The following is a 17,506-nucleotide window of genomic DNA, read 5'->3' on the forward strand; positions in this document are numbered from 1 at the left end:
ATGCATGAAGATTTTCGTTGTGGTTACGTCGCGGTACTTGGCCGACCCAATGTTGGTAAATCGACTTTGATGAACCACATTCTTGGGCAAAAGGTCAGTATTACTTCACGAAAACCACAAACCACCCGCCATCGAATTTTAGGTATTTATACCGATGATGACGCGCAGATTCTATTTGTTGATACACCGGGTATCCACAAAAAAGAAGCTCGCTCAATCAATCGCTATATGAATCGAGCTGCCAGCAGCTCGATGGTAGATGTTGATGTTATTATCTTCGTGGTCGATGGCACACAGTGGACTGAAGATGATGAGTTAGTGCTGGAAAAGTTACAGCAAACTAACTGTAAAACCATTCTTTTTGTTAATAAAGTCGATAAAATTCAGGATAAAGAGCAGTTATTACCTCATCTGGCTAAAATCACCGAGCGCTTTGAGTTTGATGCAGTTTTCCCAGGTTCTGCATTACGTGGAGACAATCTTGAGCCATTAATCAGCCAGATCAAAGATTGGCTTCCGAAAGGTGATTTATTCTTCCCGGAAGATTATGTGACTGACCGAAGCCAGCGTTTTATGGCAGCGGAACTGATTCGCGAAAAACTGATGCGTTCATTAGGCGAAGAGATCCCCTATTCATCCACCGTCGAAATCGAGCAGTTTAAGTCGGATGAAAAGGGCACACTGCATATCAATGGGTTGATTCTTGTTGAGCGTTCAGGCCAGAAAGCGATCATTATCGGTAAGCAGGGGCAGCGACTAAAGCAGATTGGGCAGGATGCTCGAATAGACATGGAAGAGCTGTTCGGTACCAAAGTATTTTTGCAGTTATGGGTTAAAGTAAAAGATGGCTGGGCTGATGATGAACGAGCTCTCCGCTCTCTGGGTTACGATGATATTTAATGGCCGATACGGAACTTACATCAGCTTTTGTCCTGCATGCCAGGCCTTTTAAAGAAACCAGCCTGATTGTTGAGTTATTTACCGAAGATTTTGGTCGTGTAAACGTATTAGCCAAAGGCGTTCGTGGTAATCGCAAAAATTCAAATCGAGCATTGCTGCAACCTTTTCAACCGCTCAAGGTGAGCTGGATTGGTCGAGGAGAGCTGAAGACGCTTAAGCAGCTTGAGCCTGACGGATTTGCTCATCGCCTGCAAGGCATTGCCAGTCTATCCGCATTATACCTTAATGAGTTGTTGCTACGGCTTTTTATCCAGTGGGATCCGCATCTGGATATTTTTCATTTATATAAAACCAGCCTTAAGCACCTTCATTCGGGCGATAAGCCAAACTTGATTCTTCGTGAGTTTGAGTTAGAGCTGCTTGATGTATTAGGTTATGCCATTGATTGGCAACATGATATTTATGGTGATGCCATCGAAGAGGGTATGACTTATGCCTTTGTTCCTGAGCAGGGTTTTATTCCTCAGCTGCAGGCTCCAGCGGATAGTTGGCTTGCACAGGGAGCGACTATTCTTGCGGTAGCCAATCATCAGTGGCAGTTAAGCGGTGCGCCGGCTTTGGCCCGGAAGGTTTGTCGAATGAACATTGATCAGTTGCTCAATGGCAAAGAACTTAATAGCAGAAAGCTTTTGCAGCAAACCCTTGCTATGCAGTCTTAGGTTTCATAGCATGTTCAGCAGCATAACTTTTAATTCATTGTTGTAAGATTAATCCAGTATTACAATTGGGACAGCTTACCCAATCGTATTAACTCAACGGCATACTTATGAAAAATCCAATTCTACTTGGCGTCAACATAGACCACATAGCAACAGTGCGAAATGCCAGAGGTACTGATTATCCTGATCCAGTACAGGCGGCTTTCGTAGCAGAACAACACGGTGCAGATGGGATTACCGTTCACTTACGAGAAGATAGAAGACATATAACTGATCGTGATGTGGAAATATTGGCTCGTACCATTCAAACACGCATGAATCTAGAAATGGCGGTAACTGATGAAATGCTATCGATTGCCGAGCGTGTCAAACCTCATTATGTGTGCCTAGTACCTGAAAAGCGCGAAGAGTTAACGACAGAAGGCGGTTTGGATGTAAAAGGTCAGGAAAACAAAATTAAAGATGCCTGTTACCGCATGGCTGAAGCTGGGATACAGGTTTCGTTGTTTATAGATGCTGATGAAGAACAGATTAACGCTGCAGCAAGAACCGGGGCTCCTCTAATTGAAATTCATACTGGCGCCTATGCCGACGCTAAAAGCCCCGAGCAACAGGAAATTGAATTAGTGAAAGTTAAGCATGGAGTTGAGCATGCTGTCTCTGAAGGATTACAGGTTAATGCCGGCCACGGTCTTCAATATCATAATGTCCAGCCGATTGCTGCAATACCTGAAATTGTTGAGCTGAATATTGGACATGCCATTATCGGACGGGCTCTATTCAGCGGTCTGGACAAAGCGGTCGCCGACATGAAAAAACTGATGGTAGAAGCTCGTCAGTGGCCTTTTAATTCCTGAGGACTATTGATGATTTACGGAGTGGGAACCGACATTGTCGACATTCAAAGAATCGAGCGCTCCCTGGAACGGCATGGCGATAAATTTGCTGAAAGAACGCTCGCTCCTCAAGAACTGGATATTTACTACCAGATTAAAAATAAAGTGAATTATCTGGCCAAGCGTTTCGCAGCAAAGGAAGCTATTAGTAAGGCGCTTGGCACAGGAATGAGGCATGGCATTGACTTCGTCCAACTGGTTATAACTAATGATGAAATCGGTAAGCCTCAGGTTAGACTTGAGGGAAAGGCCAAGGATTGGGCACAGCAGCAAAGTATCACCACAATTCACCTCTCAATCTCAGACGAAAAAAAACATGCGGTAGCTTTTGCTGTTGCAGAAACCGATTAGTTTTTCCCCATCTCTATATTTTTTCATCCTACCAATTTAGTTCAGACTGCATTCAGCTTGAAAATGGTTTACTAGCACCTGAAATCTCTTCTTACTTATATCAACAGAAGGACAATTGTGATGAAAATAACAATGATAGCTGGTGCAGTAGTCGCATCTTTAACAATGGCTACAGCAGTTTCTGCAAAAGAGGGTGCTTACTATGGCGTGGGCGTTACTCAACAGAGTATCGATGATACGGGCTCTGGTGTGGATGTCATGACATTAGACGGGCGTTTTGGAGCCTATTTTAATGAGAACTTCTCCGGTGAAGTACGTTTAGGTGTCGGTATTACTGACGATGACTACTTCGGCGCTGATGTTGAAATGAAGCATTATTATGGCGCTTACCTGAGAGCAGGTGTTCCTGTAACTGATGGCTTTTATCCTTATGCTATTGCCGGTTACACTAAATCAAAAATAGAAGTCTCCGATTTTGGCGTTACAGCCAGTGACTCAGAGTCAGATTTTTCATATGGCTTGGGAGCTGACTTCTCCGTTTCTAAAAACGTAGATATCACTCTGGAGTTTATGAGATATCTTGATAAAGATGGTGTTGAAATCGATGGTATTGGATTAGGATTTAAAGCTAGACTCTAATCTTATCTATTAATAAAAAGGCGAGCTAAGGCTCGCTTTTTTTATGCTGAACTAATCTAAAAATAGATCTTGCTTAATGCGATCTTCATAGTCTGTGTTGTAAGCATACTGACTAAAATCAGTGACCTTGGCGGCTTTTAAAACCTGCTCATCAATCAGCCATAAACCGGTGTAATTCGTACTTGGATGAGTGAGAACGACATAGGCTGCATCAGCCATGATTTCGGGCTTACGCGCATAGTTCAGGGTTTCTTTGCTACCTACAGCAAACTCTATGGCAGCTGTAGCGATATAGGTTTCTGGCCAAAGTGTATTCACTGCAATTCCATAGGGTTTAAACTCTTCAGCGATACCGCGACTTAGTATGCTCATGCCGTATTTTGACAAGCTGTAAGGGCTGTAATCTTTAAGCCACTTAACATCAAGATTGACCGGTGGCGATAAACTCAAAATATGTGGATTATCTGATTTTTTTAGGTAGGGTAGGGCATAGTGAGCGAAGCAATAAACTGCACGCGAATTGATTTGCTGCATCAAGTCGTAACGTTTTGGAGATGTGCTTTCAACATTAGTTAAACTAATGGCCCCTGCGTTGTTAATTACAGCATCAATGCGTCCAAACTGCTCACCGAGTTGATCACAAAGTTTCTTTATCGCAAGTTCTTTTCTGACATCCAACTGTACTGGAATGGCCTTTCCGCCAGCTGCTTCAACTTCTTTGGCAACCGTGTGGATTGTGCCGGGAAGTTTAGGGTGAGGTTGATCGGATTTTGCTGCGATGACAATAGTGGCTCCTTCCTGAGCAAAACGAATAGCCATAGCACGGCCAATGCCACGACTCGCTCCTGTTATAATGATGACTCTGTCTTTTAGGCTAGGCATCGAGTGCTTCCTTTATAGGTTTTTCTAATGCTTCTGGTTTGGTGGCAGTGGCAAAACGTGTGATGACTTTACCGTCCTTGCCAACCAGGAATTTGGTAAAATTCCACTTGATGCCTTTACTACCAAGCAGCCCAGGTGCCTCGTTTTTTAGGTAGTCAAAAAGTGGATGGGCGTTGTCGCCATTGACGTCAACTTTTTTAAACAAAGGAAAGTTGATATTAAAGTTAAGATCGCAGAACTGTTTAATCTCTTCATCACTGCCTTTTTCCTGATTATTAAACTGATTGCAAGGAAAGGCCAAAACTTCAAAGCCCTGATCTTTATATTCGTCATAGAGCTTTTGTAGCCCTTCGTATTGTGGAGTAAAGCCACAGGCACTAGCAGTATTTACAATCAGTAACACTTTTCCTTTGTACTGTTCCAGTGAAACCTCCTGGCCATTGTTCAAAACGGCGGAGTATTCGTATATGGTATTCATCTTTTGTCCTCGATTGGCATAGCTCAATAGACTATTAAAACACTCTAGCGATGACTGGTCTGCTCTGTCAATCGAAACCGTTAACAAGACTCATAGGTAACAAGATGAAGGCATTAATTGGTTTATCGGCTTGCTTGTTGGTGGGGGCTTCTGCTTTTGCACAAGTACCAACTATTGATGATAAGCATTTGAAAATTGCGGCAGAATTACGTGATGAGGCTTTAAAAAGCTCCATTGGTTATGAGGTGGTTGAGTCATTGACCACTGAGGTTGGCCCGCGCATGGCAGGTACGCCAGGTGATGCAGCTGCCGTGAAATGGGGCGTTGCTAAGTTACAGGAGTTAGGCTTTGATAAGGTTTGGACTGAACCAGTTACTTTCCCAACCTGGAAACGTGGTAGTGAGAAAGCAGAAGTTGTGGCTCCTTATCCTCAACCACTAGTAATTACTGCACTTGGGTTTAGTGTTGGAACACCTGAGGGCGGCTTGTCTGCAGAAATTATTGAGTTCGACACTCTGGAAGATTTAATTAATGCCCCTGAAGGCATTGCCGAAGGAAAAATTGTTTTCATCAAGAATCGTATGAAGCGTGCTCGTGATGGCTCAGGCTATGGTCCTGCGGTATCAGCTCGTGGCCGTGGCGCAGTTGAAGCTGCGAAAAAAGGTGCAGTTGCAATTATGATCCGCTCGATTGGCACTGACAGTCATCGTATGGCTCATACCGGTATGATGCGCTACGAAGAGGGCGTTAAGAGAATTCCTGCGGCGGCTTTATCTGCTCCAGATGCAGATTTGCTGGAGAACATGATTCGTCGTGGCAAACCTGTGACTGTTAAGCTTGAAATTGAGGCTGAAGATGGTCCGGATTACACGTCGCAGAATGTGATTGGCGAAATTCGCGGCTCCGAAAAGCCTGACGAGTATATTATTTTAGGGGCTCATCTGGACTCATGGGATTTAGGCACTGGAGCGCTTGATGATGGTGCTGGAATAGGTATTACAGTTGCGGCAGCAGAGTTGATAGCTCGATTACCAGAGCGTCCTAAGCGTTCCATACGCGTCATCATGTTTGCTAACGAGGAGCAAGGCCTTGTCGGCGGAAAAGCTTATGCAGAAGCCCATAAAGATGAATTGACCAGAATTATCACTGCTGCTGAGTCTGACTTTGGTGCAGGCAAAATCTGGCGTTTAGATTCGCGAGTAAAGCAAGAAGCTATTCCAGTTGTTGAGAAGATGGCAAAAATCATGGAGCCTTTAGGGATTAGCTATGGCAATAATCGTGCTGGTGGCGGGCCTGATCTTATCCCATTGCGTGGTTATGGTATTTCCGTGTTCTCATTACGTCAGGATGGCACTGATTATTTTGATTATCACCATACCCCTGATGATACTTTTGACAAAATTGAAAAAGAATCCTTGGATCAGAATACTGCGGCGTATGTTGTTCTTGCTTACATAGCTGCGCAGATGGAAGGTGATTTTGGGTTTGGTATTGAGTAAGCCCTGATATTAAAATCTAGATTGCAAAAGGCGCGTCATATACGCGTCTTTTGTTTTTCTGCTGATTGTTTTTTATCCAATTTGTTAAAAAGTGTAAAAAAATCCAGTTTTCTTACTACTTATTTATGTAGTTTATTGAACGATAATTTTACCTAATACCTCGCATGAGCTTAGCTTGCGCGGGTATTTGGGGGTTGCTACAATCGATTGGATTTTATGACTTGAGCCGATACTACATCGGCGAGAGCTTAGGTTTGAAACTTCATACTAGCTCTACTAAGTGGATTGTTAATGACGATTAAAAGTTCTCGCTACACCATAAGTTTGATCATTGTATTGTCACTGATCTGGATCGGTAACTCAGGCTTTTATAATGCCATGTTGTTATCGTTTGGAGCAGTGTCTGTATTATTCGTTGTGTTTGTGGCACATCGATTGAACATCGTTGATGAAGAATCTCAGCCACTGCAAATCAGTCGAAGAATTTTTGCTTACTGGATGTGGTTGTTAAAAGAAATTGTTCAATCCAATATTCAAGTCATTAAGCGGATCTGGTCAGGTCCAAAGTCGATCAGCCCGGTTGTCATGCAACTTAAAATGAGCCAGCAGACAGATATGGGGAAAACCATTTACGGTAACTCCGTTACCTTAACCCCGGGCACCGTCACTCTGGACATCGAAGATGATGTGATGACGGTTTATGCACTGACTTATGATTCGATTCAATATCTGCAAGGCGGAGAAATGGATCGAAGAGTTAAGCGACTGGAGGACTAATGTTTTTAGCTGCTGCAATTGCACTCATGGTTGCCATGATGCTCGCTATAGTGCGCGCATTCATTGGGCCTACACTTTATGACCGAATTTTAGCGGTGAATCTTTTCGGTACCAAGACCGTATTATTTATTGCCGTTCTAGGCTATCTGATGGGTCGCCCCGAATTTCTTGATATTGCACTGGTATACGCGCTGATCAACTTCATTACCGTGATTGGCGTACTTCGCTTTTTTGAATACAAGCGTACGGTTAATGATTCGAAGGAGAAGGCGTAATGGCTATTTTTCTTGATGTAGTCAGCTGGGCGCTTTTGATTCTTGGCGGCTTCATGTGTTTTTCTGGAGCGGTCGGTATCCACAGATTTCCGGATTTCTTTAGTCGTATGCACGCTGCTGGTGTGACTGATACATTAGGTAGCTCGTTAATTCTTATTGGTCTTATGCTACAAACCGGTTGGCAAGCCACTGTGCTGGTAAAGCTGACTTTGATTTTCCTGTTTATTTTATTGACCAGTCCGACGGCCAGCCATGCGTTGGCAAAAGCGGCATTACATGGTGGTTTACGACCCAAGTTAGGCAAGCTGGAAGTCAGCGATGAGATTCCTGAAAAGTTTGGCAAGCCTCGTTCTGAATCAGTTAATAATCAATTGTAAGTCATTAAGGAGCTAGTCATCGAGATTACCATTAATGTCATCCTGTTAGCATTGTTAACGCTTACGGCATTATCTTTGGCTTTCACCAAAGATTTGTTTGCCTCAGTCATGCTGATGGGTGTTTATAGCTTATTATCAGCAAGCTTCTTTGTGCTGATGGATGCTGTAGACGTTGCTTTTACAGAAGCTGCTGTAGGTGCTGGTATTTCAACAATTCTAATGTTGACCGTCTTAGCAATGGCTGGGCGATTTGAAAATCGCGCTTTGCATCATCCGCGGATTGCATTATTTGTAGTTATAGGCACAGGTATTATGTTGGTATTCGGTACCTTTGATATGCCAGCCTTTGGTGATGTTAATGCCCCTGTTCAAACACACGTTGCCCCGCATTACATACAGCAATCTGGTGCTGAAATTGATATTCCAAATATTGTGACTTCAGTGCTTGCCAGTTATCGTGGGTTCGATACCTTTGGTGAAGTAGTAGTGGTCTTTACCGCGGTGATTGGAGTACTTGCTTTATTGGAGATGAAGTCTGAAGAAGTTCAAAATTCGGTGGCTCCAGCGCCGATGTATCAACATAAGATTTTGCGTATTGTCGGTAAGATTCTGATTCCACCGATTATGCTGTTTGCCCTTTACGTTCAGTTCCATGGTGAGTATGGGCCTGGCGGTGGCTTCCAGGCTGGTGTTATTTTTTCTGCCGCGATTATCTTGCATGCCATATTATTTGGGGTTGAAACAACGGCAAAAGCAATTTCATTACCTTTTGTAAAAGTACTGGCTGCCCTTGGTGTTCTCATTTATGGAAGCGTTGGAATTGTGGCAATGCTAAATGGCGGCCGTTTCCTTGAATACAACGCGTTAGTAGAAAACGATATTACTGGGCAACATGTTGGCATTATCGTTATTGAGCTCGGGGTTGGTATAACTGTAGCAACCGCGATGATGGTCATCTTCCTGACGTTTGCTCGTCGAGTTGGCAAAACCAACGGAGAAAACGCATGAATTTTCTAGAGCAATATAACTACTGGATTGTCATCATCCTGATGATGAGTGGTTTCTATATCGTAATCGCTCATGGCAACCTGATTAAGAAGTTAATTGGTCTCACTGTTTTCCAGACTTCTGTATTCATTATGTATATCAGTATGAGTAAGGTGACTGGTGGTACTGCTCCAATCCTGAGCGAAGCATATAAGGTATACAGTAATCCATTACCTCATGTTCTCATCCTGACAGCTATCGTGGTTGGCGTTGCAACAACGGCTTTGGGTCTAGCACTGGCAGTGCGTATTAAAGAAGCTTACGGCTCAGTCGAAGAGGATGTCATACAAGAAAAAGACTTGCAGCAAGAGGGTTCTCAAGAGTGATTGATCATCTTCCCATTCTGCAAGTAATTGTTCCATTACTTGCAGCTCCAATATGTTTGATTTTAAGAGAAGCGCAGCTGGTTCGCTGGTTTACTTTAATTGCCAGTCTGTTCGCTTTTATTATCAGCGTGCTTTTATTACAACAAGTTCAGACTCATGGCACTTTGATATATTCATTGGGCGGATGGGATGCGCCGATTGGTATTGAGTACCGAATTGATGAACTTAATGCGTATTTGCTGATTCTTGTAACATCCATCAGCTCAGTTGCGTTATTGGCAGCAGGAACGAGCCTGCAAAAAGAATTAACCGAGCGCAAAGAACTTTATTTTCATGTTGCCTACCTGTTATGTCTGGCAGGGTTATTGGGCATATTGACTACGGGTGATGCGTTTAATGTTTTTGTCTTCCTTGAGATATCATCGTTAGCTTCCTATACCTTGATTGCAATGGGACGGGATCGTCGTTCCCTATGGGCTTCTTATCAATACCTGATTATGGGCACCATTGGTGCGACCTTTATTCTGATTGGTATCGGCATGATGTATATGATGACCGGTACGCTCAATATGTATGACCTTGCAGAACGCCTGCCAGAAGTTCAGCAAACCAAAACCGTCTTTACGGCATTTGCTTTCTTCATGGTTGGTGTCTGTTTAAAACTGGCATTGTTCCCATTGCATTTATGGTTGCCAAATGCCTATGCCTATGCGCCATCCATCGCAACTGTTTTTCTTGCTGCCACAGCAACAAAAGTTGCGATTTATGTATTGCTTAGATTTATTTTCAGTGTCTATGGCTTTGAGTTTTCTTTCTCGCACTTGCCGCTGAAGGAAATACTGGTTGCACTGGGGCTGATGGGAATCTTTGCTGCTTCAATTGTGGCGATTTATCAAAATAACATTAAGCGTCTATTTGCTTATTCCAGTGTCGCCCAGATTGGTTACATGATTTTAGGCTTGGGCATCGGTTCGAAAACAGGCCTGGTTGCAACCCTGCTACACCTTTTCAATCATGCGTTAATGAAAGGTGCAATTTTCCTTGCTCTGGCTGGTGTGGTTTATCGTGTAGGTAGCGTCAATATTAAAGCTTTCGCAGGTCTCGGAAAACAGATGCCGTGGACAATGGCGGCAATTGTTGTGGGTGGCTTAAGTTTAATCGGCGTTCCGCTTACAGTTGGTTTTGTCAGTAAGTGGTATCTGGTGCTAGCGCTGCTGGAGTCAAATTGGTGGCCAATCGCCATTCTGGTACTTGTCGGCTCTTTATTAGCAGTGATTTATGTTTGGCGTCTCGTTGAAGCGGCTTACTTCCGCCCGGCATTGCAAGACAGTGCTCCTTATAAGGAAGCACCGCTAATGATATTGATACCAACCTGGATTCTGGTGCTGGCTAATATTTATTTCGGTATTGATACCAGCTTCACGGTTGGCTTGTCTGAGCAAATTGCCGTTAGCTTATTCGGGGTGAACAAATGATTGAGCAGACTTTATTAATGCAACTCATCATCATTTTGCCTCTACTGGCGATACCGGGAATTATTGCGTTCGGTAAATGGCCAAACTTGCGAGAAGCTGTCACCTTAATTGCCGGTGGTTTGCTACTGGTTGCGGTTATCGTATTTTATCAGGGCTTTGATGCTGGTCAGGCAGCTTATGTGAAATGGCTTGAGTTACTTCCTGGTCTTGATATTGCATTTAGAGCAGAACCACTTGGAGTTCTTTTCTCACTCGTAGCTGGCTCATTATGGGTTGTGACTTCGATTTATGCTATTGGTTATATGCGTGGTCATGGCGAAGTAAATCAAACCCGCTTTTATGCCTGCTTTGCAGTGGCTATCTCTGCGGTTATGGGACTGGCCTTTGCCGATAACCTGTTCACCTTGTTTGTTTTCTATGAAGTATTGACTCTGTCCACTTATCCTCTGGTGACTCATGCTGGAACTGATAAGGCGAAGCAGGGCGGTCGTACTTACTTATCGATATTGCTTGCAACTTCTATTGGTTTCCTATTACTAGCAGTGGTAGGCACCTGGTGGCAGGCAGGTACGCTGACCTTTAGCGAAGGCGGTGTGTTTGATGAGAATACATCAATTGTTGCAGCAAGCGTTTTGCTGGTGCTGTTTATATTCGGTATCGGCAAAGCGGCCATCATGCCGTTCCATCGATGGCTGCCAGCGGCAATGGTTGCGCCAACCCCAGTCAGTGCATTATTGCATGCAGTAGCGGTTGTTAAAGCCGGTGTTTTTACGGTGTTAAAGGTTTGTGTTTATATCTTTGGTATCGACCTGCTACGTGATATTCCTGCTACACAGTGGTTGCTATATTTGGCTGCAGCTTCAGTCTTGTTGGCTTCCTTGGTTGCCATGCGTCAGGATAATCTCAAGAAGCGATTGGCTTATTCGACGGTGAGCCAGTTAGGCTACATCACTATCGGAGCCTTACTGGCTTCGCAGGCAGGTATTCTTGGCGGTGCGCTGCATATCGTTGCTCATGCATTCGGAAAAATTACATTATTCTTCTGCGCGGGTGCCATCATGGTTGCAGCGCACAAGACCGAGATAAGCGATATGCGTGGATTAGGTAAAGCGATGCCAATTACCATGATTGCTTTCTTTATTGGTAGTTTAAGCATTATTGGTTTACCGCCTGCTGCGGGAGTCTGGAGCAAATGGTATTTATTGATGGGGACTTTGGATACACATCAGTGGGTAGTGATGTCGGTATTGATGTTGAGCTCGTTGCTAAACATTGCCTATCTGCTACCCATACCACTGAGAGCTTTCTTCCCAGGTACTGGCCAGGTTGTAAAGGTCGAGCGTTCAGCGATTAAAGAGGCTCCGTTGCCCTCGTTGATTGCACTTTCAATCACAGCCTTGATGACAATGGTTCTTTTCTTCTGGCCCGATATTTTTTATGAGCTTGCTGCATCTTTAGCAGGTTTATCCGGAGGTGTTAATGGCTAAGCAAAATAATACTGAAAAGCAGTATTTATTTGATAACCCGAAAAACATTAAACGCCTTTTATACATCGTTTATGCATGCTGTATTTTATTGGTGTTACTAGATTTTGTGATTCATCGTCACGTTTATCACTCGTGGGAGTCTTTATTTGGCTTCTATGCAATTTATGGTTTTATTGGCTGTGTGGTGCTGGTATTAATCGCAAAATGGATGCGAACTTTCCTGATGCGTGATGAAGATTATTATGATCGCATGGAGTTAAAGCAGCATAAATCCCCAGGGCAAACTTCTGAAAAAGAGCTAGATGACAATGCCGGAGGCAAGCATGTGGATTAATGAAATGCCAGCCTTCGCTCCTTTCATTATTGGCGCCATTATTGCGTTATTAACAACAGGCCGATTGAGACAGGCAATATTGCTGATCACGCCGGTAATCAGTGGTCTTCACTTATTGACTGTACCGGTTGGCACCAGTCTAGGGTTTGACGTCGCGGGTTTCTCGCTGGAAGTCTATCGGGTCGATAAATTGAGCCTGTTGTTCGGTTATATTTTCCATATAGCCGCATTTCTGGCCATCCTATTTTCAATCCACGTTAAAGACACACTGCAACAAATCAGCGGCCTGCTTTATGCGGGAAGTGCAATTGGTGCAGTATTTGCCGGTGATCTGATCACGCTGTTTATCTTCTGGGAATTGCTGGCCATTACCTCGGTCTTTTTGATTTGGGCCAGAGGCACCGAGCGAGCCTATGTTGCTGGCATGCGCTATCTGATTATTCAGGTGCTTTCAGGCGTTATTTTGTTAGTGGGCATTATTTTCTATGCCTACCAGCAGCAGAGCATCAGTTTCAGTCTGATTGGCCTAGAAGGAACCGCCGGCTGGCTCATCTTTATAGCATTTGGTATCAAGTGTGCTTTCCCAATGCTGCACAACTGGCTGACCGACGCTTATCCTGAAGCAACTCCAACAGGAACCGTATTTTTAAGTGCCTTTACCACTAAGGTTGCTGTTTATGCGCTGGCCAGAGCTTATCCCGGTACGGAATTGCTGGTTTATATCGGCGTAGTTATGGCCTGTTTCCCGATCTTCTTTGCTGTGATTGAGAACGACCTGCGTCGCGTACTTTCCTACAGCATGATCAACCAGATTGGCTTCATGGTTGTTGGTATCGGTATTGGTACCGCGTTGGCGGTTAATGGTGCTGTGTCCCACGCCTTCAATGACATTCTGTTTAAAGGTCTGTTATTCATGTCGATGGGTGCTGTACTGCACATGACCGGTAAAATCGATGGTTCGAGGCTGGGCGGGCTTTATAAGAGTATGCCCAAGACCGCAATCCTGTGTATGGTTGGTGCTGCCTCGATTTCAGCATTCCCATTATTTAGTGGTTTTGTCAGTAAGTCGATGGTGATGTCAGCGGCCATTGAAAATGGTTATGGCTGGGCTTGGCTATTATTGCTGTTCTCAGCGGCTGGTGTATTCCACCACGCAGGTATCAAGATCCCATACTTTGCCTTCTTCGCTCATGATTCAGGCATAAGAACCACAGAGCCACCAAAGAATATGCTGATGGCAATGACGATTTCTGCTGTATTGTGTATTGCTATCGGTGTCTATCCGAATGCTCTGTATCAATTATTGCCATTCGATACCGGCTACAACCCTTATGACGCCACCCATGTGCTGACCCAGCTACAGCTGCTGTTCTTCTCTGCATTGGCATTTATCTGGTTAAACCTTCGAGGTATGTATCCACCTGAGTTGCCATCGGTGAACTTAGATGTTGACTGGCTCTATCGCCGACTGTTCCCAGCAACCTTGAAGCCACTGTTTAACGGCATGTGGCGTCTGGATGCGGCTTTCAGAGGCTGGTTCATGGACCGCCTGAACAGTGCTCTCGGGATGCTCTCTCGTCATGCACCGGATGGTATCTTATCCAGAACCCAGTTATCGGGCAGCATGGTCATCTGGGTAACCATATTGTTGGCAACCTATTTGATTTTAAGTTTCTGGTAATCCGTTATACTGAAAAAACAGCGCTGTTGAGTAATCATCGGCGCTGTTTTTATTTTGGGTGGAGGAGTCACTTTCCGCTGGAATAGGGATTGTTTAAGGCCATACATATGGAAAACATTTTGACTATGTGCTAAAAAGTCTGTGACAATCGACCTCTTACCAGTTACTAAGAACTATTAATTACGGGGATAGCTGATGGTTTCAACAGCTAAGGCGCTAACGCCTGCTGCATTCGCAGAACAATATATCGTTGAATCAATATGGAACGGCAAATTTGCCGCCGGAACTATTTTGCCTGCTGAGCGCGAGTTGGCGGAAATTATTGGGGTGACGCGCACTACATTACGAGAAGTCTTGCAGCGTTTGGCCCGTGATGGCTGGTTAACCATTCAGCACGGCAAGCCAACAAAAGTGAATGATATCTGGCAATCAGCCACATTGAATGTATTAGATACCTTAATTACTCTGGACGACGAAGGCTCTATGAAGTTGGCTGATGATCTGTTGCAGGCCAGAACTTCTATTGCCAGCATTTTCTTGCGCCAGGCAGTAAAGAATAATCCAGAAAAATTATTAGAAGTGCTGAAAGAGCTTGATGGCGTCAACAATGACGCTGATGGTTATATTGACTTTGATTGGCACTTTCACCATACCGCTACTCGAGCATCGGGAAATCCGATATACACATTGATGCTCAATGGCTTTGAGGCAATTTATTATAAGCTTGGCCGGTTTTATTTTGGCTGGGAACAGACCAGAAAACTGGCGTATCAATATTATAAAGACCTTGAAGTGGCTATTGCCAAAGGTGATGCTGAGCAGGTGGTCAAAATCCTTTGGGATTATGGTCATGAGAGCGGTGAACTCTGGAATAAGGCAAAATCAGAGTTGAAAAGTTTTAGTGAGTTAGGTGCATAAAATACTGGTAAGTCCACTTGCATAAAACCACTGTAAAAGAGTAGGATTGGGGTAATTCTGCATATAAACAAAACGAATAACGGCCTATTAAGCCGTTTATACCGAATGGGAGTTAAGAGATGAAAAAAGCTTTATACGGAGTCGCGCTGTTAAGCAGCATGATTTTGACGGCTTGTACTGATGGTCCAGAAGAACCAAAAATTCCGGGTATTGGTGAAGGTAGCACTAAACTAGTTGCACCAGTATTTGCACCGGGTAATGGTGAGATACCAGTACCTAATGATTTGCTATTTAGTGGGACTGCTGATTTAACTCTTAACATCCCAACAGCTGATCCGACTGATATGTCTAACCCACAAAATGCGATTAGTGCATTGGACGGTTGGTCAACTCATGCTCCTTTTAGCATTGAATTCCGTGGAGCAATTGACGGTTCTACAGTTGCCCCAGGTCAGAATGTTCGTTTGTTCAAAGTTTCTGTTAATCGTCCAGAAGCAATTTCCGGAACAGGCATTCCAGCACCGACTGGCCCAGTTACAGGTGTTGAAGCTGAATTGGTAGCAGGTGTAGATTTCGTGGCAGTGCCTGCAAGTGAGACATCAATTGGCGTTGTACCATTAAGACCATTTGAACCACAAGCAAGCTACATGGTTGTTGTGACCAATGGTATTTCTGATGTAAACGGTAACCCTGTTATCTCTGACGCCCAATTCTCTATTGTTAAATCACCAGATCCAATTGATCCGGGTAGTGCAACTGCAGGACTTGAGCCTGTTCGTCAATTGACTCAAGCTATGCTTGCAGCTTCTGCGAGTGCTGGAATTGATAGTGATGATGTTGTATTAACCTACCAGTTTACAGTTCAATCGGTAGCAGATGCGCTAGTAACGGCCAATAATGCTTATGTACAGGTAGCAGCGGATCAAGGTTTACGTCCAGCCTCTAGCTTCTCTAGCCTGTTTACTGATACAACTCCTTTTACCGGTATTGGTGCTGCGAATCTGTATAAAGGTGAAGTGACGCTTCCTTATTTACTTACAGCTCCAACATTGGAGAATCCTACAGCAGTATTGAATAGTCCTTGGGTGGGTGCCGATCAGATACCAACGCCAGGTGGCCCAATCGCCAATCCACTGGCGGGTGCTCCAATTACTTACGCCAACCCTCTAGCGCAAAAAACAGGTGATGAAACGGTTCCTTTATTGGTATCTCTACCTAAAAACATCAACTGCCCGAAGCCTTACCCTGTAATGATTTTCCAACATGGTATCACCAGTAACCGTACAGCGATGCTAGGTATTGCTGATACTATGGCTGGTGCCTGTACAGCTGTTGTTGCTATGGATTTACCTTTGCACGGTATTGCAGCTGATAACCCTGTTCATTTAGGTTTACAACAAGCCAGTGGTGGAGCTATCGGTATCTTCGAAGGCTACACTCCTGGTGATGTTCGCGAGCGTACATTTGGTGTTGATTACATCGATAATACAACTTCTGCTCCTGGCCCGGATGGTACTCCAGACTCTTCAGGCGCGCACACAATCAACTTAACTAATCTGGTTGTGTCACGTGATAACTTGCGTCAAGCAGTGTTAGATCTTCTAGTCCTTGAAGAAGCTATTCCTGCAATGGATGTCGATGGTGATACTCAGCCTGACTTTGATGCAAACAATATCAGCTTCATGGGACACTCATTGGGTGGTATTGCTGGCTCAAAATACATTGGCTTAACAGATAAAGTGAAAGTCAGTGTTCAGGCCACTACCTCCGGCAGCATTGCTCAAATGCTAGATGGCTCAGCGTCCTTTAGCCCACGCATCCGTGCTGGTCTTGCAGCTGCATCTGGCGTTCCTGCGGATGATCCGGCATTTGAATCTGAAGTGTTGACGCCTTTCCTTTTTGCAGCTCAAACAGTTGTAGATTCAGGTGACCCTGTAAATTATGCGACTTTGGCTCAAGCTTTGGATATTCCAACGCTGGCATTACAGGTACAAAATGATCAAGTAGTGCCGAATCAGGTAGCTGGCGCACCACTAGCCGGTAGCATCCCTCATGCTGCACTATTTGGTTTGCCGACAGTAACTGAGTCGACAGCTACGGATCGTGCTTTCTTGAAGTATGTTTCTGGTGACCATGCTTCACCACTAAGCCCGAGTGCTGATGCAGCGGTAACAGTTTCTATGCAAACTGCTATTGCTAATTTCATAGCTTCAGGTGGTACACAGGTTGTGGTAAATGATCCAAGTTTGGTTGAACCATAAACTGTAAGTCTTTAGACTTTTAAGAAGCCCTCGCTAGAGGGCTTTTTTATGTCTGATATATAGGAATTGGTACCGTATAGCTATTAACCGTTAACTGTTATACCTTTAGCTTTGTCGGTGTTAAAATAGCCAGCTATTTTGTGCCTTGAGGCCACACAGGTTCGGGCATGGCAAAAATTTATAG

19 protein-coding genes are annotated in these 17,506 nt (G+C 44.2%); 17 read left to right on the forward strand and 2 right to left on the reverse strand.

Annotated elements, in window-relative coordinates; genetic code table 11:
- The 5 genes from era to CW740_RS03460 all read left to right on the forward strand — a co-directional run bounded on the left by era (window position 1) and on the right by CW740_RS03460 (window position 3,505).
- Window positions 1-900 (forward strand): GTPase Era, encoded by a 900-nt coding sequence (gene era / locus CW740_RS03440; protein WP_106646219.1) that lies wholly within the window; start codon window positions 1-3, stop codon window positions 898-900.
- On the forward strand, window positions 900-1,619 hold the full coding sequence (gene recO / locus CW740_RS03445) for a DNA repair protein RecO (RefSeq protein WP_106646220.1): 720 nt from the start codon (window positions 900-902) through the stop codon (window positions 1,617-1,619). The genes era and recO overlap by 1 nt, the downstream gene beginning before the upstream one ends.
- Window positions 1,620-1,726: 107 nt before the next feature.
- Window positions 1,727-2,476 carry a pyridoxine 5'-phosphate synthase gene (pdxJ, locus tag CW740_RS03450; RefSeq protein WP_106646221.1) on the forward strand — a complete coding sequence of 250 codons (750 nt, stop codon included), beginning with the start codon at window positions 1,727-1,729 and terminating at the stop codon, window positions 2,474-2,476.
- 6 nt (window positions 2,477-2,482) lie between these two features.
- A complete protein-coding gene (gene acpS / locus CW740_RS03455) occupies window positions 2,483-2,866 on the forward strand; it encodes a holo-ACP synthase (protein WP_188459743.1) in 384 nt (127 codons plus the stop codon).
- 120 nt (window positions 2,867-2,986) lie between these two features.
- Window positions 2,987-3,505 (forward strand): porin family protein, encoded by a 519-nt coding sequence (locus CW740_RS03460; RefSeq protein WP_106646223.1) that lies wholly within the window; start codon window positions 2,987-2,989, stop codon window positions 3,503-3,505.
- Between the two features lie 51 nt (window positions 3,506-3,556).
- On the opposite strand, the gene CW740_RS03465 is transcribed toward CW740_RS03460, so the two are convergent.
- Both CW740_RS03465 and CW740_RS03470 read right to left on the reverse strand, forming a co-directional pair.
- The gene (locus CW740_RS03465) at window positions 3,557-4,387 is read right to left on the reverse strand and encodes an SDR family oxidoreductase (RefSeq protein ID WP_106646224.1); all 831 of its coding nucleotides are present in this window, start codon (window positions 4,385-4,387) and stop codon (window positions 3,557-3,559) included.
- Window positions 4,380-4,865 carry a glutathione peroxidase gene (locus CW740_RS03470; RefSeq protein WP_106646225.1) on the reverse strand — a complete coding sequence of 162 codons (486 nt, stop codon included), beginning with the start codon at window positions 4,863-4,865 and terminating at the stop codon, window positions 4,380-4,382. The genes CW740_RS03465 and CW740_RS03470 overlap by 8 nt, the downstream gene beginning before the upstream one ends.
- A gap of 104 nt (window positions 4,866-4,969) precedes the next feature.
- Between CW740_RS03470 and CW740_RS03475 the strand changes: the two genes are divergently transcribed.
- From CW740_RS03475 to CW740_RS03530, 12 genes are all read left to right on the forward strand, one after another.
- Complete coding sequence (locus CW740_RS03475) at window positions 4,970-6,364, forward strand: M28 family peptidase (protein WP_106646226.1); 1,395 nt, start codon at window positions 4,970-4,972, stop codon at window positions 6,362-6,364.
- Window positions 6,365-6,655: 291 nt separating this feature from the next.
- Window positions 6,656-7,141, forward strand: coding sequence for a Na+/H+ antiporter subunit E (locus CW740_RS03480; protein ID WP_106646227.1), 486 nt, complete (start codon window positions 6,656-6,658; stop codon window positions 7,139-7,141).
- Complete coding sequence (locus tag CW740_RS03485) at window positions 7,141-7,416, forward strand: monovalent cation/H+ antiporter complex subunit F (RefSeq protein WP_106646228.1); 276 nt, start codon at window positions 7,141-7,143, stop codon at window positions 7,414-7,416. Before CW740_RS03480 ends, CW740_RS03485 begins: the two co-directional genes overlap by 1 nt.
- Entirely contained in the window at window positions 7,416-7,793 is a 378-nt protein-coding gene (mnhG, locus tag CW740_RS03490) for a monovalent cation/H(+) antiporter subunit G (RefSeq protein WP_106646229.1), read from the forward strand. The genes CW740_RS03485 and mnhG overlap by 1 nt, the downstream gene beginning before the upstream one ends.
- 75 nt (window positions 7,794-7,868) lie before the next feature.
- Window positions 7,869-8,801, forward strand: coding sequence for a DUF4040 domain-containing protein (locus tag CW740_RS03495; RefSeq protein WP_264755063.1), 933 nt, complete (start codon window positions 7,869-7,871; stop codon window positions 8,799-8,801).
- Complete coding sequence (locus tag CW740_RS03500) at window positions 8,798-9,166, forward strand: cation:proton antiporter subunit C (protein ID WP_106646231.1); 369 nt, start codon at window positions 8,798-8,800, stop codon at window positions 9,164-9,166. Before CW740_RS03495 ends, CW740_RS03500 begins: the two co-directional genes overlap by 4 nt.
- Entirely contained in the window at window positions 9,163-10,641 is a 1,479-nt protein-coding gene (locus CW740_RS03505; RefSeq protein ID WP_106646232.1) for a monovalent cation/H+ antiporter subunit D family protein, read from the forward strand. Before CW740_RS03500 ends, CW740_RS03505 begins: the two co-directional genes overlap by 4 nt.
- Entirely contained in the window at window positions 10,638-12,128 is a 1,491-nt protein-coding gene (locus CW740_RS03510) for a monovalent cation/H+ antiporter subunit D family protein (protein WP_106646233.1), read from the forward strand. The genes CW740_RS03505 and CW740_RS03510 overlap by 4 nt, the downstream gene beginning before the upstream one ends.
- Entirely contained in the window at window positions 12,121-12,462 is a 342-nt protein-coding gene (locus CW740_RS03515; RefSeq protein WP_106646234.1) for a hypothetical protein, read from the forward strand. The genes CW740_RS03510 and CW740_RS03515 overlap by 8 nt, the downstream gene beginning before the upstream one ends.
- Window positions 12,452-14,143, forward strand: coding sequence for a Na(+)/H(+) antiporter subunit D (locus CW740_RS03520; protein WP_106646235.1), 1,692 nt, complete (start codon window positions 12,452-12,454; stop codon window positions 14,141-14,143). Before CW740_RS03515 ends, CW740_RS03520 begins: the two co-directional genes overlap by 11 nt.
- Window positions 14,144-14,338: 195 nt before the next feature.
- Window positions 14,339-15,061: a fatty acid metabolism transcriptional regulator FadR gene (fadR, locus tag CW740_RS03525; protein ID WP_106646236.1), complete on the forward strand. Its 723-nt coding sequence runs from the start codon at window positions 14,339-14,341 to the stop codon at window positions 15,059-15,061.
- Between the two features lie 119 nt (window positions 15,062-15,180).
- On the forward strand, window positions 15,181-17,322 hold the full coding sequence (locus CW740_RS03530) for a hypothetical protein (RefSeq protein WP_106646237.1): 2,142 nt from the start codon (window positions 15,181-15,183) through the stop codon (window positions 17,320-17,322).
- Window positions 17,323-17,506 lie beyond the last annotated feature (184 nt).

The organism is Kangiella profundi (assembly GCF_002838765.1).
Classification (GTDB): domain Bacteria; phylum Pseudomonadota; class Gammaproteobacteria; order Enterobacterales; family Kangiellaceae; genus Kangiella; species Kangiella profundi.